At 69.4% G+C, this 15,538-nt stretch carries 14 protein-coding genes and 1 pseudogene; 6 read left to right on the top strand and 9 right to left on the bottom strand.

The annotated features are described in order from the left end of the window. Nucleotides 1-3: 3 nt before the first annotated feature. Nucleotides 4-447 (top strand): GNAT family N-acetyltransferase, encoded by a 444-nt coding sequence (locus tag RLT57_RS30930; protein ID WP_311300976.1) that lies wholly within the window; start codon nucleotides 4-6, stop codon nucleotides 445-447. A gap of 107 nt (nucleotides 448-554) precedes the next feature. On the opposite strand, the gene RLT57_RS30925 is transcribed toward RLT57_RS30930, so the two are convergent. The 3 genes from RLT57_RS30925 to RLT57_RS30915 form a co-directional block, all read right to left on the bottom strand. After that, a complete protein-coding gene (locus RLT57_RS30925) occupies nucleotides 555-1,451 on the bottom strand; it encodes a helix-turn-helix domain-containing protein (RefSeq protein ID WP_311300975.1) in 897 nt (298 codons plus the stop codon). A 566-nt stretch (nucleotides 1,452-2,017) separates the two neighbouring features. Further along, on the bottom strand, nucleotides 2,018-3,247 hold the full coding sequence (locus RLT57_RS30920) for a helix-turn-helix domain-containing protein (RefSeq protein WP_311300974.1): 1,230 nt from the start codon (nucleotides 3,245-3,247) through the stop codon (nucleotides 2,018-2,020). Nucleotides 3,248-3,979: 732 nt separating this feature from the next. Then, on the bottom strand, nucleotides 3,980-4,456 hold the full coding sequence (locus RLT57_RS30915; RefSeq protein WP_311300973.1) for a hypothetical protein: 477 nt from the start codon (nucleotides 4,454-4,456) through the stop codon (nucleotides 3,980-3,982). A 503-nt stretch (nucleotides 4,457-4,959) separates the two neighbouring features. On the opposite strand from RLT57_RS30915, the pseudogene RLT57_RS30910 reads away from it, so the two are divergent. The 3 genes and pseudogenes from RLT57_RS30910 to RLT57_RS30900 form a co-directional block, all read left to right on the top strand. Continuing rightward, nucleotides 4,960-5,244 (top strand): annotated as a pseudogene (locus RLT57_RS30910) (IS5/IS1182 family transposase); the annotation flags it as partial. A 481-nt stretch (nucleotides 5,245-5,725) separates the two neighbouring features. Next, nucleotides 5,726-7,348 (top strand): hypothetical protein, encoded by a 1,623-nt coding sequence (locus tag RLT57_RS30905; RefSeq protein WP_311300972.1) that lies wholly within the window; start codon nucleotides 5,726-5,728, stop codon nucleotides 7,346-7,348. Between the two features lie 243 nt (nucleotides 7,349-7,591). Beyond that, nucleotides 7,592-8,077: a hypothetical protein gene (locus RLT57_RS30900; RefSeq protein ID WP_311300971.1), complete on the top strand. Its 486-nt coding sequence runs from the start codon at nucleotides 7,592-7,594 to the stop codon at nucleotides 8,075-8,077. An 85-nt stretch (nucleotides 8,078-8,162) separates the two neighbouring features. Here the strand turns inward: RLT57_RS30900 and RLT57_RS30895 are convergent, their stop codons facing one another. Beyond that, nucleotides 8,163-8,825 carry an IS5 family transposase gene (locus tag RLT57_RS30895; protein WP_311300970.1) on the bottom strand — a complete coding sequence of 221 codons (663 nt, stop codon included), beginning with the start codon at nucleotides 8,823-8,825 and terminating at the stop codon, nucleotides 8,163-8,165. 400 nt (nucleotides 8,826-9,225) lie between these two features. Between RLT57_RS30895 and RLT57_RS30890 the strand changes: the two genes are divergently transcribed. Then, the gene (locus RLT57_RS30890; protein WP_311300969.1) at nucleotides 9,226-10,668 is read left to right on the top strand and encodes an NF041680 family putative transposase; all 1,443 of its coding nucleotides are present in this window, start codon (nucleotides 9,226-9,228) and stop codon (nucleotides 10,666-10,668) included. Between the two features lie 32 nt (nucleotides 10,669-10,700). Here RLT57_RS30890 and RLT57_RS30885 read toward each other — a convergent pair whose 3' ends face one another. From RLT57_RS30885 to RLT57_RS30875, 3 genes are all read right to left on the bottom strand, one after another. Beyond that, nucleotides 10,701-12,248 carry a serine/threonine-protein kinase gene (locus tag RLT57_RS30885; protein ID WP_311300968.1) on the bottom strand — a complete coding sequence of 516 codons (1,548 nt, stop codon included), beginning with the start codon at nucleotides 12,246-12,248 and terminating at the stop codon, nucleotides 10,701-10,703. A 324-nt stretch (nucleotides 12,249-12,572) separates the two neighbouring features. After that, complete coding sequence (locus tag RLT57_RS30880; protein ID WP_311300967.1) at nucleotides 12,573-12,791, bottom strand: DUF397 domain-containing protein; 219 nt, start codon at nucleotides 12,789-12,791, stop codon at nucleotides 12,573-12,575. Continuing rightward, on the bottom strand, nucleotides 12,755-13,666 hold the full coding sequence (locus tag RLT57_RS30875; protein WP_311300966.1) for a helix-turn-helix domain-containing protein: 912 nt from the start codon (nucleotides 13,664-13,666) through the stop codon (nucleotides 12,755-12,757). Before RLT57_RS30875 ends, RLT57_RS30880 begins: the two co-directional genes overlap by 37 nt. A gap of 217 nt (nucleotides 13,667-13,883) precedes the next feature. Here RLT57_RS30875 and RLT57_RS30870 point away from each other — a divergent pair, with 217 nt between their 5' ends. Then, on the top strand, nucleotides 13,884-14,399 hold the full coding sequence (locus RLT57_RS30870) for an ATP-binding protein (protein WP_311300965.1): 516 nt from the start codon (nucleotides 13,884-13,886) through the stop codon (nucleotides 14,397-14,399). 461 nt (nucleotides 14,400-14,860) lie between these two features. Here RLT57_RS30870 and RLT57_RS30865 read toward each other — a convergent pair whose 3' ends face one another. Together RLT57_RS30865 and RLT57_RS30860 are read right to left on the bottom strand one after the other, a co-directional pair. After that, nucleotides 14,861-15,196 carry a hypothetical protein gene (locus tag RLT57_RS30865; RefSeq protein WP_311300964.1) on the bottom strand — a complete coding sequence of 112 codons (336 nt, stop codon included), beginning with the start codon at nucleotides 15,194-15,196 and terminating at the stop codon, nucleotides 14,861-14,863. Continuing rightward, nucleotides 15,193-15,474, bottom strand: a complete 282-nt coding sequence (locus tag RLT57_RS30860; protein WP_311300963.1) for a hypothetical protein — start codon at nucleotides 15,472-15,474, stop codon at nucleotides 15,193-15,195. The genes RLT57_RS30865 and RLT57_RS30860 overlap by 4 nt, the downstream gene beginning before the upstream one ends. Between the last annotated feature and the right edge of the window lie 64 nt (nucleotides 15,475-15,538).

The following is a 15,538-nucleotide window of genomic DNA, read 5'->3' as shown; positions in this document are numbered from 1 at the left end:
CCGATGCGCATCGAGCGGGCGACGGACACCGACACCGACACGATCGCGGTGATCCTCGGAGAGGTAGAGGCGTACTACGGCGGCAAGGACACCCCCGCCGACCAGGCACAGGTCCGCGCCGCTCTGTTCGGTACCGGCCCGGTCGCCACCGTGCTGCTCGCCAGGGAGGGCGAGGAGGTCCTCGGACTGGCCGCCTTCTCGCTCCTGTGGCCGGCGGCCAGCGCGCAGTCCTCGCTCTATCTGAAGGAGCTCTTCGTCCGGCAACGCGCCCGGCGCCGCGGCGTGGCCCGCCGGCTCATGACCGCGGTCCGCGCCGAGGCGACCGCGGCCGGCTGCACCCGGATCGAATGGACCGCCGACCGCGACAACCCGTCCGCCCTCGCCCTCTACCAGGCGCTCGGCTTCCAGCAGCACAACGGCAAAATCTTCTACCGCTGGGAGGCATAACCCGGACCCGCCGCCGCACGTCGGCGGGTCGCCGACACCGCGGGCCGACCGCCCTGCCGTGCCCACGCGGATCCTCCCCGATGCCGTCAGCGACGGCGGACGATGCGTCACCACGTCAGGTCCGACAGCAGTTCGCGGCGGCGCGCGGGTTCAGACAGCGGCTCTTGCCCAGGCGCGGACGAAGTGGGGAGTTGCTCGGCGAGGTAGCGCTGGGCAGCGTCGCGGATGAGGGTGAGGGACCGGTCGGGCGGGAGGGCGGTCGCAGCGAGGATCTCGAAAACGCGGTAATAGCCCTGGACGGGCTCGGGCGCGTCGATGAGGGCGTGGGCGTCCAGGGCGGAGACGCGGGCGACGGGCTGGGCGTCGGGGAAGGCCATGAGAGTGAGGGCACCGTCAGCGCCGGGATGGGCCCCGGAGGTGAACGGGAGGACCTGCAGGATAATGCGGTGCCGCCCGGCCAGGTCGGCGATGTGGGCGAGCTGCCCGGCCATGACCTGGCAGCCCCCGACGCGGTAGTGAAGGACCGCTTCGCTGAGAATCGCCCAGTACACAGGCGCATCGGCGCCGTCGAGCAGGCGGGCCTGCCCGACGGGGCGTTCGGATCCCGTGGACACGTGTGCGCTACGGGATGCGAGGACGAAATCAGGGGTCTGGAGGAAACCGGGAACAAGAGTCGGTGCCCACTGGCGGATCTCGGTGGCGCGGCCGTGGAGGTCGCCCAGTAGGCGCTGCGGCTGGGGATGGGGAGACTGACCGGCCGAGAGGTTCCGGGTGAAGAATCCGCCGGTGTCATAAAAACGGTCAAGACGGGATGCGAAGTGGCCTTGGACCGCGCGGTGTCCGATTTCGAGATTGCTCAGGTGCGCGGAGGACACGTAGAGCAGGCTCCCAGCTTCCCGCAGACTCAGCCCGGCCCTCTCCCGGTAGTAGCGCAGTTCGGCGGCGACGACCAGGCGGGCCGACCACTCCGGGGGGATATCCCGGGTCAGACGGTGGCTGGGCACGGACACGTCCTCGATTCGTGGTAACAGGTCAAGCAGACGGGAGACGGGAAGGGACCGGCTGCCGTGGGGGATACCCACGCCACGGCAGCAGGGAGGCGCCGGCGCTAGGGCGCCGCGCCTCGCTCCGGGGCCTCCCGGAAGCCGCGGGCTCCCAGACGGCTTCTTCGGGAGGGGACTCGGAGCCGAGGGCGGACACCGGCGTACGGCATTCCCGGGGGTGAAGCCGTACGACGGCGCCCGCCCCGCAGTGGCTGGCGCGTGGGTTCTGCCCGACCGAGGCTGTCATTGCGCCGCGCGAGGCGATGCCTGGCCGCTGATGGGGCGACTGTGACGCTGCGGTCCATGGGTTCCCTCCTTCGCGACGGATCGCCTGCACTGGCGGAATACGTCTGTCCGTGACCCTCCGGTGACGGCGGGTCAGGCAGGCCATAGTGACGCGCAGGGAAGCGCCCGACTTTCACGAAATTTGAAAGCCCGACCCCCCGATCCGCCTCGGTACGGCAAAGGCCCTGGTCCCGCACAGTGTGCGGGACCAGGGCCAGGGAAAGCTTGCGTGCAGGCGGAGCTCAGACTCCGATCCACCGCGCGTAGGACTGCAGTTGCTTCGACGGCTGCCCCCGCTTGCGTAGCAGCGCCAGGACGGTCTCCCGCGTTGTGGGGTGGTAGCGGGTCTGATCAGAGGCGAGGGACCGGGCGTTGACCAGCGCGCTGAACGCTTCGTCGGGCCGGCCTTCCTTCTCGTACAAGCGGGCCATGTCCATGTGGTGATGGGATCTGCGGTTCTGGGCCCAACTCTCAGGAAACCGGATTGACTCGCCCTTCTCAACGGCCTCACCGTGCTCGCCGATGTCGATCCGGATCGACGTCTCGTGGATGGCGACGTTCCACCGGTCGAAAATCAGCCCGTACGGGTCCGGGTTGCCCTCTGCCCGCTGCGCGATTTCGTGTGCTTCGGTGATCCGGGCGAAGGCGTCCCCGCGGGCCGAAGGCCGGCGCTGGCGGGAGTGGAGGACAGCCGCCTTCAGGTGCATCGTGCCCAGCGCTGACAGCGCCCTGGTATCGCCGCGCCGTGCCGGCTCCTCCAGCAGCCGCTCCATCGCCCGGATGCCGCGCAGACCGACGTCGTACGCGCCGTGATGCAGGAAGTAGTCGCTGCGGTAATGGGTGACCACGGCCTGGAGGTACGGGTCGCTGGACTGTGCTGCGGCCGACTGCATCCGGTCCAGCGAGATCAGACTCAAATCGAGGAAACCGAGCTTGTGGGCGAAGCAGTTCCCGAGCCGGTACGCCTGAGCCAGGTGCGTGAACGCCTCCTCTCTGCGCCGGGCTGAGGGGGCGTCGTGGACGATCTCGATGAGCTCGTCGATGAGGGCCGGCACTCCCACACCGAGCGGCATATACTCCCCGCGCAGGCGACTGGCTTCCAGAGACCGCAGGTCGGCCAGGACCCGGTTCAGCGGCCGAGGCGGCACATCGTCCTCGTAGCTTGGCAGCATCGGGTTGCTGATCGACGCCCGCAGCGGCTGGATCAGCTCTTCCAACCCCTCGTCCTTCAGGCTCCTGACGTAGGGCTGTCCAGTCAGATCGGTCACGGGAACCCGCAGCGCACGAGCGCAGGCGGCGGTCGCCTTAGGGGTGGCGGCCACCCTCCCGGACTCGATCTTCGTCAGCAGGCTGTAGGAGATGTTGGCCCGCTGCGCGAGCCCGTGCTGGGTGAGGTCGCGCTGCTTCCTGATGGCCGCGATGTTCCGGCCAATTCCAGCTTTCGGGGGCTCTACGGCTGGCTTCTGGGACATACTGACTCCCGAGTTCATAGGCATCCACTGTGAACGGTACCCGCGGGTAAACCACGGGATAGCGAACCGGGCCCCTCCCCACAGAGGGGCCCTTCGCTTGTGGTACAGGCCCGCTACGGCTTGCCAACTACCCGGCCGGGTCGCCGACGCCGTCCGGCGCGTGCGCCTCGGCAGTGCACGGCCCCGACGCTGACGCGGTCCGAGGCAGCGGGACCGAACCTTGCGACCTTGTCAGTGGGTTCGAGTATGGGATCGCCGCTTTCGGAAGAGGCCGACGGGGGCCGTCCTTGATCATCGGGCGTTGTCGACATCGTACCCACAGCGCCACGGCGTACCGGCCACGGGTCAAGCATCGGGCCCGGGCCCGATGCTTGACCAGACGGCGCGGCGCCGGGCGCTGGCTGCCAAGGGCGCGCGGAACCGGATCGGCTGGGCGATCCAGCTCGGGACCGTCCGGTATCTGGGGACCAGGTTGGCGTGAGGGGCCTCGCATTTTCCGGACAGTGATCTGACAGTCCCGGGTGCTGCGGGCCGAGTTCGACAAGTGTCCGCTCGGTGATCTCTACCTGTGGGGCGCTGGCTCCGCACTATTCCTCACTGAGAGCGAGGAGCGGCGCCGTACCGAGCAGGGCCTGGACCCATGGACCGGTGAGCCGGATCCCTACGCAGGTAAGTCCTGAGCTTGCCGGCCCGCAGTCTTCGGGGCGTTCTGGCATTCCGTGCTGTCGCTGGTCAGGCACTGGGCCCTGAAGCCGGGGCCAGCAGTTTGTCGATGCGGGCGGTCGGCAGGCGCAGGACGGTACCGGCGTCCTCGGCGCTCCAGCCTTGCGCGGCCAGCACGCGCGCGGCGGCTCGGGCGGCGTCGCGCTCGGCCTGCTCGGCGTAGGCCCGGTCCAGCCGGGCGCGGGTGAGGGCGCCGACCGCAGCAGCCGCTTCGGGGTCGGCGGGCTTCACCGAGACGATGACGGTCCCGGGGCCGGCCTTCAGCTCCCTCGGGACCCTGGTGACGACGTCTGCCTCCACCTCGCGCCAGGTGCTTCCCTCAGCGCGTACCGACAGACCGTCGGGGAGGCTGTGGACGTCCACCGTCCAGGTCTCACCGGTCCTGGCGGCAGTGGCGGGATAGGTGATCGCCTCGACGGCGGAGTCGTCGAGATCCACAGAGATATCCGGCTGTTGGAAGATCGTGTCGAAGGATTCGAAGGCCATGGGTTTCCCGTTCGTGTTGTCCGGAACCGAGACAATAGGTGGTCCGAGGCAGGCCATGGTGACGCGCAGGGAAGCGCCCGACTTTCACGAAATTTGAAAGCCGCGCTCTGAACCGCCTCGATACGACAAAGGCTTTGGTCCTGCACGGCGCAGCCACCCGGCTGGCCCGCAGCGACGCACGCCGAACAGCCCAGGCGCAGACGGGGCCCGACGCCACACTGGCATCCGATGAGCAGTTGCGCTGCATGTGGCACGGCCTCGCCATGGCGAAGGACGAGATCGCCGCCGCGCCCGGTGTGGACAAGAACACCCTCACGCACCGCGCCCGGCGCCTCGGCCTGCCCAACGCGACAACCTGCGCAATGGCAGCACGGCCAGTGCGCCGGGTAGACCGGACAAGGACCCTGCGCCCCCGCAGAAGCTGGACGGGCGTCCAACGAGCGGGTGGGGCGCTCGCGGACCGGTGCCGACACGCGTCGCAGCCGGCACCTATTACGCCGTATGGTAACCGTTCCTACCTGCGCAAACGCAACATCAAGGCGGTCATCCCGGAGAAGAAGGACCAGGCCGCCAGCCGGAAGAAGAAGGGCAGCCGGGGCGGCCGGCCCATCAGCCACGACCCCGATCTCTACAAGGAGCGGAACACCGTCGAGCGCTCCATCAACAAGCTGAAGGCATGGCGCGGCATCGCAACCCGCTATGACAAGACACCCGAGAGCTACCTCGCCGGCCTCCACCTCCGCGCCTCGATGATCTGGATCAACGACCTCCTGCAAGCAGCCGACTGATCACAACATCACACAGGCCCTAGCGCGCGCTGTCCGGATCTGCGGCGCGCGCAGCGGGAGTTTCCTGGCCCGGTGCGGACCGGGGAGCTGACGAACAGGAAGACCCCGACCCGGGACCGAGCCAGACCGCCTATCGCCAGACCCATGACGCCCGGTGGCCGGAGCACGTACGTCCGGCCACCGGATGCGTCAGCATTTGCCGAACAAGATCGCGCACAAGGCATTCCCCGTAGCGCCGTGCCGATCAGCGGTCCCCGGTGGCTTACACGAGTAGTGTCACCTGCACATATTCCAGACGCGCGAAAGCCCCCGGGGCCCGGAGTTGGTAGCTCCGGACCGCACCCCAGGGGCTCGCGATGACCACGGCGGTCGCTGGTGAGTGTACCCGGCTCAGTCCGGTGTCACGCCCGGCGGCCCGTACAGGGAGCGCCATCATGGGAATTCAAGCCATGCACCCACCTCGCACGGCAGAGGTGGCCCGATGAGGAAGCGCAGTGGCCGACCACCACGTTTCGCGTCGATCCCGAACGAGACGATCGATGACGCACCGGGGCTCGATTTCATGGCGCTGGGACTGCTGGCTGTGCTGCTGCGGCATCGGGACGGGTGGGAGATCACCCTGGCCCGGGTCGGTGCGCGGTACGGGTACGGCGAGGACGCGATGGCCGGCGCCATGGGCCTGCTCCAGGTGGCCCAGTACGTCATCAAGGTGCGGATCATGGGTGCGGGCAACCAGTGGCGGACCGAAATGGCTGTCTACGACACCCCGGCCGACGACGAAGAGGTCGAGAGGCTCCTGGCAGACATCCGGCGCGAGCACCCGGACGCGCGGCGCGTAGAGGTGATCCCACCCACCAAGGCGGCGATCGACAGAGCAGCCAAGCGGCGCGCCAAACTGGGGGTCTCCCGACTCGGGGATTTCCCGGACTCGGGGGCGACCTGCGAAAACGCGCCAACACCGCAGGTCGCTCCCGACTCGGGGGTTCCCCGGGACTCGGGGGACCCCCGAGTCCCTAAGAAGACGATTAGCAAGAAGACGAAAGAACCGGAGCCGCCCCCGTCCGTCCCTACACCTGAGGTGGGTGCGCGCGCAGGCACGGACGGGGGGACGGACGGGGGCGGCTCCGCGGTGGTCCAGGAGGAGGCGCCGGGCGGGGCCGAGGGCGGGATCCCGGCGGCGGCTGACGCCGCGCCGGACAGAGACACAAACGCAGCTGCGGGGGCAGCTGCCCCCTCGGGCGGGTGGGCGGGTGCCACCCCGGCGCACCCGCAGGCCACGGAGGGGCTGGAGATCCTCCGCCGGATGGGGCGCCGGGTGCCGGAGCTGGCGCTGGCCGGGAGGCCGCTGCGCGATCAGGCGCTGCGGCTCGACGCGCTGCTGGCGGAGTCCGAGCGGCTCGGCCGACCGTGGACCCCGGCCGAGCTGGTAGAGGCGCTTTCCGTGCCGTTCCGGGAGCCGATCCGTACCAGTGCGGGCGCGGTCGTCTCCGCGCGGATCAGTGCTCTGCCGCTGACCCCGGACGTGCTGCGGATCCCGGGCCAGAGCGCGGCGGATGCCGTCGGCACGGACGACGCCGCCGACCGGGAGCGGCCCGGCCGGGCCGCTCCGGCAGCCGGTGAGCCCCGGCGGGACCTGTCCAGCTCGGCGGCGTGGACGTGGGCGGAGAAGCGCGCGGCGCTGGCACTGGCGACCCGTGATGACCGGGAGTGCGCCGGGGACGGCGGCACGTGCCGGTCGCTGGCGGTTGAGGGCGAGGCGCTGTGCGCGGCGCACCTGGGATGGCCGGAGTGCGTCGGCGGGTGTCGGACCCGTGCGCGATCCGGGGTGTGCGTGGCGTGCGCGGCGTCCGGTGCGAGCCTGGTGGAGCGCGGGGAACCGACCCCGGACGGGAGGTGCCCCGGGTACGGGGGGCGGGAGTGCGGGCATCCGGTCCAGTCGGCCGGGTGGTGCGGGCGCTGCCGGATCGCGGCCCAGCGTGCCAGCGACCAGCGGCTGCTCGCGGAAGCGGCGACGGGCGGGGCGAGTGCTACCTGGCAGCAGCTCGCGGGTGCGGCGGCCCGGGAGGCAGAGGAGATCGCACGTGAGGACGGCTGGGAGGTCTGAGGGCCCGGCTGTGTGCCCCGTGTAGCGCTCCTGACCGCTCCTGACTGGGGGAAGCGACGGGAACAGGGAGGAAGTGCTACACGGGGCACACAGCGCGTTGCCGGGCGGCTCTCATCTTAGAAGCTGTTGTCTTTCCGAAGGTGATCGCTGTATTTCCGCTGGTCAGGTGTGATGCCGGCGGTTCGGCGGCAGGGATGACGTGTCGTGTCGTCTCTTCGGTGGAGATGCCGGGTGCCGTCTGTGATGGGGCTGCTGGAGGAGCGGGAGCGTGCCGTCCGGCGGAAGGTCGAGGCCCTGCTGGCCGAACTTCGGAATGCGGAGGCCATGCTGGAACGAGTTGTGGTCGCTCGTGAGAAGGTCGACCAGGTCCTGGCGGAGCCGCGCTGCGGCCAGGCGGCGCCGCCTGCGGTGACTGGTGGGCCTCCGGTTCCGGGTTCGGCCGCGGGTGCGGTGCCCGGCTCGGTGGTGCCGGTGTGGCGGGACGGGCTCGACCCGAGCGTGCTGGTGCGGGACTACCAGCGGATCGTGAACATCGTGGCTGATCCGGCTCGGTCCGGTGGAGAGGGGATGGATTGCCGGCAGCTCGCGGCTGCTCTCGGGCTTGCGCCAGTGCCAGCGAAGGTCGAGGGGGTGCGGGTGAAATCCAAGCGTCTTGTCGCCCGCGGTTGGCTGGCCGAGGACAGGCCGGGTACGTTCAGTGCCGTCGCCGGGCGAGGCGGCGGCTCATGACTGTGGCCATCGACCACAAGATCATCGCCTCCGCGCTGTCGGTGCGCCGTTCGTAGTCCCGGACCAGGCGGAGTGAGTGCATCAACTACGCGAACGTCCGCTCCACCAGCCGCCTCTTCGGGAGTACGACGAAACCGCTGGTGTCGTCGCTGCGTTTGACGACTGTCAGCGCGATCCGCAGCATGTCGCGGGCGAAGTCGACCAGCTGCCCGGTGTAGCCGCCGTCAGCCCACACCCGCGTGATCCGCCAGTGCCGGTGCCGCAGCCAAGTCAGCAGCCTCCGCCCGGCCTCGCGGTCGGTGATCGATGCCGCCGTGACCATCACGGTCAGCAGCAGCCCGAGCGTGTCCACCATAATGTGCCGTTTGCGTCCGTTGACCTTCTTGCCGCCGTCGAAGCCCCTGGTGGCGGTCGGCACCGAAGCGGCCCCTTTCACCGACTGCGCGTCGATGATGCCCGCGGTCGGTTCCGTATCCCGGCCGGCCGCCTGGCGGACCCGGTCACGCAGCCGATCGTGCAATTCGCCGATCAAGCCCTGGCCGCGCCAGCGCCGCCAGAACGCGTAGACGCGGTCCCACGCGGGAAAGTCCGCAGGCATCGCCCGCCAGGTGATCCCGCCCGCGACCAGGTAGCGGACTGCGTCGACCATCTGCCGGTGGCAGTAGCCCTCCGGCTGCCCGCCCCTGCCCTCCATCCAGCCGGGCACCGGCAGCAGATCCCGCACCGCAGCCCACTCCGCGTCGGTCATGTCCGACGGGTACCGCGGCTCCCGGTCCGGGCGGTCGCCCGCGTTCCCGAAACGGTGTGCGAGGCAGTCACACGACCGGGTGAACGGGTTGGACCCGGTCGGAGCGAGGGCGTACAACTGCGACAACAGGGCCTCCTGGCATGCTCGTTGGTCTCGACAACCCCGAGATGCACCGGAGGCCCTGTCCTCATGCGTGCTGCCACCGAAGATCACCCGGCCGGGAAGCCAACCTCGAACCCACGCTCACCCTGATCGATAGAGCAACAGCTTCTGAGCTTGGTGTTTAACCTCGCACGTCACCCGACCTGCTGATCTGCGGATCTTTCCGGGACAACAGGGGCGGCCGTTCTCCACGCTTCGAGATGTCGAGTCACGAAGCACGAGAGAACGGCCGCTGCATATGAGTCTGCCTGTCCCCGGGGCCGTCGGTGATGCGTTGGGAGTCCTGTCCCGCTTTCGGGTCGAGTTCTACGAGTGTCTGTACGCCCGCGCCGACTCTCTCTTCGAGCTCACCGACGCGATCCTGTGCAAGGACGGGCCCGTGCAGACCTTGGTCGACCTGAGTCTGGAGGCCGAGCACCGACGCGGGCACGGCGCCCTCTACCAGGCGCTGAACACCGGCTGGGCCGAGCCGGCACGGCTGCGGAGCCTGCTGGCCTTGCTGCCCGTGCCGCGTGCGGTCGACGGCCGGATCGTGCTGGCCGTGGACGTCTCCACCTGGTTGCGCCCCGATGCCGAGACCAGCCCCGACCGGCTGTTCTGCCACGTCTACGGACGCGGCCGCAGCAAGGACCAGTTCATCCCCGGCTGGCCCTACTCCTTCGTGGCCGTTCTGGAATCGGGCCGGACCTCCTGGTGCCGCCTGCTGGACGCACTGCGTCTCGGCCCGGCCGATGACGCCGCGGCCGTCACCGCTGCCCAACTGCGCGACGTCATCGAGCGGATCATCGCCGCGGGCCACTGGAGCGAGGGTGCCCCCGAACTGCTGATCGTCGCCGACGCCGGCTACGACCTGGCACGTCTGGCCCATCTGCTCGCCGACCTGCCGGTGGAGGTATGCGGCCGACTGCGCTCGGACCGCGTGATGGCCCGCGACCCGGCCCCGCACAATGCCCGGCCACGATCGGGCCGCCCGCGCATGCACGGTGCTCCGTTCGCACTGGCCAGGGCCACCACCTGGGGCGATCCGCAGACCGAGACCCTTACCGACACCACCCGCTATGGCACCGCAACCGCCCAGGCATGGGACCGGCTCCACCCCCGACTCACCCGCCGCTCAGCCTGGATCACCGACCAGAACGCCGAACTTCCCGTCCTGCACGGCCTCGTAGTCCGCCTCACCGTCGAGCGCCTGCCCGGCGGACGGGATCCTGACCCCGTGTGGCTGTGGTCCTCACGCCCCGGAGCCGACCCTGGCCACGTCGACCAACTGTGGCGCACCTACCTGCGCAGATTCGACCTGGAACACACCTTCCGGCTGATGAAGCAGACATTGGGCTGGACCGTGCCCAAGCTCCGGGACCCGACCAGCGCGGACCTGTGGACGACGCTCATCATCGCCGCACATACCCAGCCGTGGCTCGCCAGACCAGCCGCGCAGGACCTGCGCCGCCCATGGGAACGCCCACTTCCCTCCCGCAAGTTGACACCCGCCCGGGTCCGGCGGGGGTTTCGCAACATCCGCGCGAAGACTGCCCGCCCCGCGGCTGCGCCGAAACCCTCCCGCCCCAACCCCGGACGCCCCCTCGGATCGAACAACCGTGTGAGAGCACCCCGCCACACGCCGGGAAAGACCGCCAAACACGCCGAAACTCTCGACCAGCCCTACGGCCGTCGACCATAAAGATCAAGCTCAGGTGCGAGGCTCTGTGTTCACTATGTTATGGGTTGGTATGTCCGTAATGCGTGAATGGCTACACGAGAGACCAAATCTCTCCCGGTCTCGGTGTCAGGGCCCATGACGAGGATCACGTGAAAGCGTGTGCCGATAAGCAGCACAATGTTCTTGGCGTATATGCCGATCCCTTTGGCGTCCTTCCAGGTATACGTTCCCTGGGCTCCTTTCCGGCCGTAGTCCCGAATTTCTTCCATGTCATTGGATTGACTCCAGTCCGAATTGCGGTAAGCGGCTAATTCCGGCTCCCGATTCTGGTAGTCCACGGGGTCGTTGCCATGCGATCCGGTGGAGTCCCGCCCGGCTGTGACCACTACCTGGTATGCGCCTCTAGTGAACACGAACTTCTGGGTAGAATTCGTGCTCTGAAGTCGCCAGCCGCCGGGAATCTCTATGGCGAACGGCTTCTCGGTGACGCGTTCGTAGCCGGCGGCGGGCGGGGGCGTATGCGATGACGGGCTCGGACGGCCGGCTGCGGTTTTCGCCGTCGGCTCGGCGGAGGAGCCGGGATCACCGGTGCCGTGCATCGTGTCGACGGCGATCGGTGTGAGGACTGCCCCGGCCGCCACGACTGCGACGACGCCAACCGTCAAGCGCCGTCGTGCGCGAAGGCGGTCACCACTGCCGGGCATGGGGACGGAACGCGCCTGCGGCGCCGCGCCGTTCGATCCCTGCCGCGCGGAGAGGGGGTACGCCACTGCCTGTAGGGTCTCCGCAGCCTCAACGGCGGTCGGTCGGCTGGCAGGGTCCCGCTCCAGCAGCGCCGTCATGAGCGAGGCGAGGCCGGCTGCCCGCACCGGCCGCGGTACTTCTGCGGTGAGGACAGCAGCGACAGTTGCCTCGACCGTGGGGCGTCGGAAGGGAGACCATCCCTCGATCATCCGGAAGAGCATGACGCCGAACGACCAGAGATCTGCGGGAGGCCCCGACTTGAGCCCGCCCATGCGCTCCGGGGCCGTGTATTCGAAGGATCCAACGAACTCGCCCGAGCGGGTCAGCGAATTCTCACCTTCGATGTGGGCAATACCGAAATCCGTGAGGACGACTCTTCCATGCGACCCGAGCAGAACATTTGTGGGCTTGACATCGCGATGAAGAACCCCGCGGGCATGGGCCGCGCCTAATGCCTCTGCTACCGATCCCGCGATACACGCAGCCTCCTGCCCGGATAACGACTTCTGCCGCTCTAATCGGTCGCCGAGGTTTTCGCCATGAACGAGCTCCATGACGATCCACGGGCAGCCGTCGTGCATGACCACGTCATGGATGGTCACCACGGCCGGATGGTCGATCCGTGCTGCGGCCCGCGCTTCCCGCAGGATGCGTTCGACACGGCGGGTCCGTACGCCGACCGCAAGGTGCGGGGGGAAAAGCGCCTCCTTCAGAGCGACATCCCGACCGACCAGCGTGTCACTCCCGGCCCACACCGCACCCATACCACCTGAGCCGAGCTGCTCAGCGAGCCGGTAACGGCCGGCAATCAACCGCCCTTCGACAGCGGCGGTTCCGGGCTTTCTCCATATGGCCATGCAGGCATGATGCCCGAGCGCGGAGCCCTTCCTGGCGCGAGGGCCGGGCGTAGGGGGGAGAGGCGCTGCGTCACCACAGCGGCACCGGGGTGCGCCGGATCGGTCCGCTGCGCCACGATCCGGTAGCGGACCAGCCCTGCAGGCTCCCCGCTGTCGTGGACGGGATCGGGGTCCGGCCCGGCCCCGCGCTGGGCGGAAAACGATCCGTCAGAGAATTCACTGGTCACACGTCTACCATTTCTTCTCTTTATCCCTCGCCTGAGCGGTCCGGGTGGCGAGGTCCCCGACAACTGTCGTTGTCGGGGACTGGTCACGTCGCCGGTGTCAGAGTTCGTCGGCGGCCAGGCTCTCGCGGAAGAGGCGCCATTCTTCTGCGGTGTACCGCAGCGGCGGCCGGTCGGGGTACACGGAGTCGCGTACCGCGATGCCGCCGCCGGGCAGGTCGGTGATCTCGACGCAGCCCTCGCCGCCGTTGCTGCGGGGGCTTTTGCGCCATTTGGCTCCGGTCAGGTCGAGTTCGTAGAGGTCGTCTTTACGGCCCATGGTGTCCAGTTCCCTTTCTCTATGATTGTTTTGATCAGCTGCCGGGAGTCGTCCACGGAGAGAGCGGCGGCCACGATGCGCTGAAAGGCGGCGCTGAAAATCGCGGCGTCGTCGGTCCCTTCGATGAAGGTCGTTCCGCGAAGGCTTTCGAGGGTGACGACGTTCGGCCACGGGGCCGGGAAGCGCACGATCTCGAAGGTGCCGAGCATCCCGGGATGGGGTGTGGCGGCCAGCGGCATGACCTGGATGGTGATGTTCGGCAGGTCTGCCATGTCGAGCAGGTGCCGCAGCTGGTCGCGCATGATCGTGGGGGTGGCCGCGAACCGTTTGTGGAAGGCCGATTCGTGGATCACGGCCCACAGCGTGAGCGGGCCCCCGTCGCGCGTGGTCAGGATCGTCTGCCGTGCCTTGCGCACCTCTGCGAGCGCGGTTACCTCCTCCGGGGTCCGGGTGATCGCGGTGGCGGCGATGACCTCCCGTGCGTACGCCCCGGTCTGGAGCAGTCCGGGGATCAGCTCCGGTGTGTAGATGTGCGTGCTCCCGGCGTCCGACTCCAGGGTCAGATAGTCGCGGTAGCTGATGGCGACGACGTCGCCGTAGGGCTGCCACCATCCGGTCTTGCTGGCGTCTCGGGCCAGGCCCTCAAGCGCCGTGACCGTCCCGGAGTCGGTCACCCCGTACAGGGCGAGCAGGACCGCGATGTCCTGCGGGTGCATCCGGGCCAGGGCGTTTTCGATGCGCGACAACTTGCTTTCCGCCCATCCCATGAGCTCAGCCGCCCGGTCCAGGCTCAGCCCTGCCCGCCTGCGGTACACGCGGAGCGCGTCGCCGAGACGACGGCGCCGGAGAGTCGGCACAGCTCGGACATTCGGCATGCGTTTTGACACCTCCCAGGTGCGTGGCCGCGGTCCCAGGTGCATTTTCGCACCCGTCCGGTGCCAGGCGGAATAGAACTGGGTTCCACGATATGCGAATCTGGGTTACAAGGTTGCGGATTGGGTGAGTGAAGATGCACCCTGGTCCAGGGCGCAATTGCAACGCGAGTACCCGCCGCGCCCCCGCAGCCGCCTACGCCCACGGCAAGAGGTGCCCATGTCCACTGCGATCGAAGATGCACTGCTCGGCCGCCCTGCCTTCCGCCTGCCGATGCGCCGCGATCCGGCATCGGCCTCCGCCGCCCGGCGCCTGGTCGCCGCGGCGCTCAGCACGTGGGGCCTCCCCCAGCTCGCGGAGACCTCGGCCCTCGTCGTCTCGGAGCTGGTCGGCAACGCCGTCGCGCACGCCCGCCACGGCCGTCTCATCCTGGTCACGGTCACCCGGGTCGGACCCCTCCGGGTCCGGGTCGCGGTGGTGGACCGGTCGCACATCAGGCCCGCTGTACGGGAGACGGGACCGGTCGACGAGGGGGGCCGCGGCCTGCTGCTCATCGCGTCCGTGTCCGCCACCTGGGGGACCGATCCCCTGCCCTGGGGCAAGCGCGTGTGGGCCGAAATCGCGGATGCGGCCGAGCCGCCCCGGTCCGCACCGGGCCAGGAAACTCCCGCTGCGCCGCCGCAGATCCGGACAGCGCGCGCTAGCGGGCTCGGGACTCCCGGGGGCACCTGCTGAAGTGCCCGGAATGCCGGTCGAGTCCCGAGGCGGTGGGGGTCCGCCCCCGAGATTCGGACCCCCACCGTGAGAACTTCCCGCCTTGCCGTCGGCTACGAGCCCGGCAGGGCGGGACGGTCCGGGGAGCACCTGGGGAAGGGTCCACCTGGACGGCGAAGCGTGGCTCATCACCGACCTGCGGGCCAGTGGCGGGGGAGTGGGAGGGGGCCGAGTGGTCTTCCTGGACGGACACCCCCAGGTCCTCGCCGCCGCCGGCAGCGAACTGCCCGTCTACGAGGTGATCCCTCCCCCGGCCGGTCGCCGCTGAACACCCCCGCCCCGGCCGCCGGGATCGCCGGCACACCGCCATCCCGGCGGCCAAGCGGCGAGGAACCCGGGGCCGGTGATCATGGCCTCGCTCCTCGGTCTGATGATGAAGAGATCTCCCCGGGGGGGCCGCCGTGCGGAGCGCCGGTAGTCGGCTACCCCTTGGGGGGCCGGATGCGGGTGACCGTGATCACCGGGGGCTCGGTGACGGGCGACACCATGTAGGTGACTGCCAGCGCGCCGAGGAGACCCGTACGGTCGTCCTCTGCTCCGGCTGTGCGCGCCAGGGTCGGCCCGCCGTACGGGTCGCCGGCCAGCGACTCCAGATCCTCCAGGAACGTGCCCAGGGCGGTGTCGGCGAGCAGCGCGCGCAGCCCCTCGCGCGAGAGTGCGCCGGGGGCGATGTTCGCCAGCCGCTCCGCGCCGTCCAGGTCGCGCAGGGCCGCGCGGGCGGCGTCGGTGAACACCACCCGATAGCGGCTCAGGCTCACAGCAGGCCCCCCAGTGCAGGGAGCACTTCGCCGATCTCGTACGTGTTCGCCGTGCCGGCCCGGACGGCGTCGGCCGCCGCGTCTGCGCCCGCGTCGGTAGCCGTCTGGGCGACGGCACCCCACTGGGCAACGAGCGAGAAGAGATCCTCGGGGGCTGCTGTGTCGAGGGCATCCTGGAAGCGGGGGCGCAGCTCCGGCGGGAGTGCCCGGCGGATTGCGCCGACTGTACGGGGCCGCTCGATCGGCCCCGGCGCGTGGTCGAAAAGTTCAGCGGACATGCGACCCTCCTGGAATCAGTGCCCCACCAGACTACGCGGCCGGAACCTGATGCGGTCACGGCGA

The organism is Streptomyces sp. ITFR-21 (assembly GCF_031844685.1).
Taxonomy (GTDB): domain Bacteria; phylum Actinomycetota; class Actinomycetes; order Streptomycetales; family Streptomycetaceae; genus Actinacidiphila.
This window is presented reverse-complemented; position numbering and strand designations above follow the sequence as displayed.

Coding starts and splice junctions, on each gene's coding strand:
- RLT57_RS30930 (WP_311300976.1), top strand. CDS start 4: ATGCGCATCGAGCGGGCGACGGACACCGACACCGACACGATCGCGGTG.
- RLT57_RS30920 (WP_311300974.1), bottom strand. CDS start 3,247: ATGTCCCAGAAGCCAGCCGTAGAGCCCCCGAAAGCTGGAATTGGCCGG.
- RLT57_RS30915 (WP_311300973.1), bottom strand. CDS start 4,456: ATGGCCTTCGAATCCTTCGACACGATCTTCCAACAGCCGGATATCTCT.
- RLT57_RS30905 (WP_311300972.1), top strand. CDS start 5,726: ATGAGGAAGCGCAGTGGCCGACCACCACGTTTCGCGTCGATCCCGAAC.
- RLT57_RS30900 (WP_311300971.1), top strand. CDS start 7,592: ATGGGGCTGCTGGAGGAGCGGGAGCGTGCCGTCCGGCGGAAGGTCGAG.
- RLT57_RS30895 (WP_311300970.1), bottom strand. CDS start 8,825: ATGACCGACGCGGAGTGGGCTGCGGTGCGGGATCTGCTGCCGGTGCCC.
- RLT57_RS30890 (WP_311300969.1), top strand. CDS start 9,226: ATGAGTCTGCCTGTCCCCGGGGCCGTCGGTGATGCGTTGGGAGTCCTG.
- RLT57_RS30885 (WP_311300968.1), bottom strand. CDS start 12,248: ATGGCCATATGGAGAAAGCCCGGAACCGCCGCTGTCGAAGGGCGGTTG.
- RLT57_RS30880 (WP_311300967.1), bottom strand. CDS start 12,791: ATGGGCCGTAAAGACGACCTCTACGAACTCGACCTGACCGGAGCCAAA.
- RLT57_RS30875 (WP_311300966.1), bottom strand. CDS start 13,666: ATGCCGAATGTCCGAGCTGTGCCGACTCTCCGGCGCCGTCGTCTCGGC.
- RLT57_RS30870 (WP_311300965.1), top strand. CDS start 13,884: ATGTCCACTGCGATCGAAGATGCACTGCTCGGCCGCCCTGCCTTCCGC.
- RLT57_RS30860 (WP_311300963.1), bottom strand. CDS start 15,474: ATGTCCGCTGAACTTTTCGACCACGCGCCGGGGCCGATCGAGCGGCCC.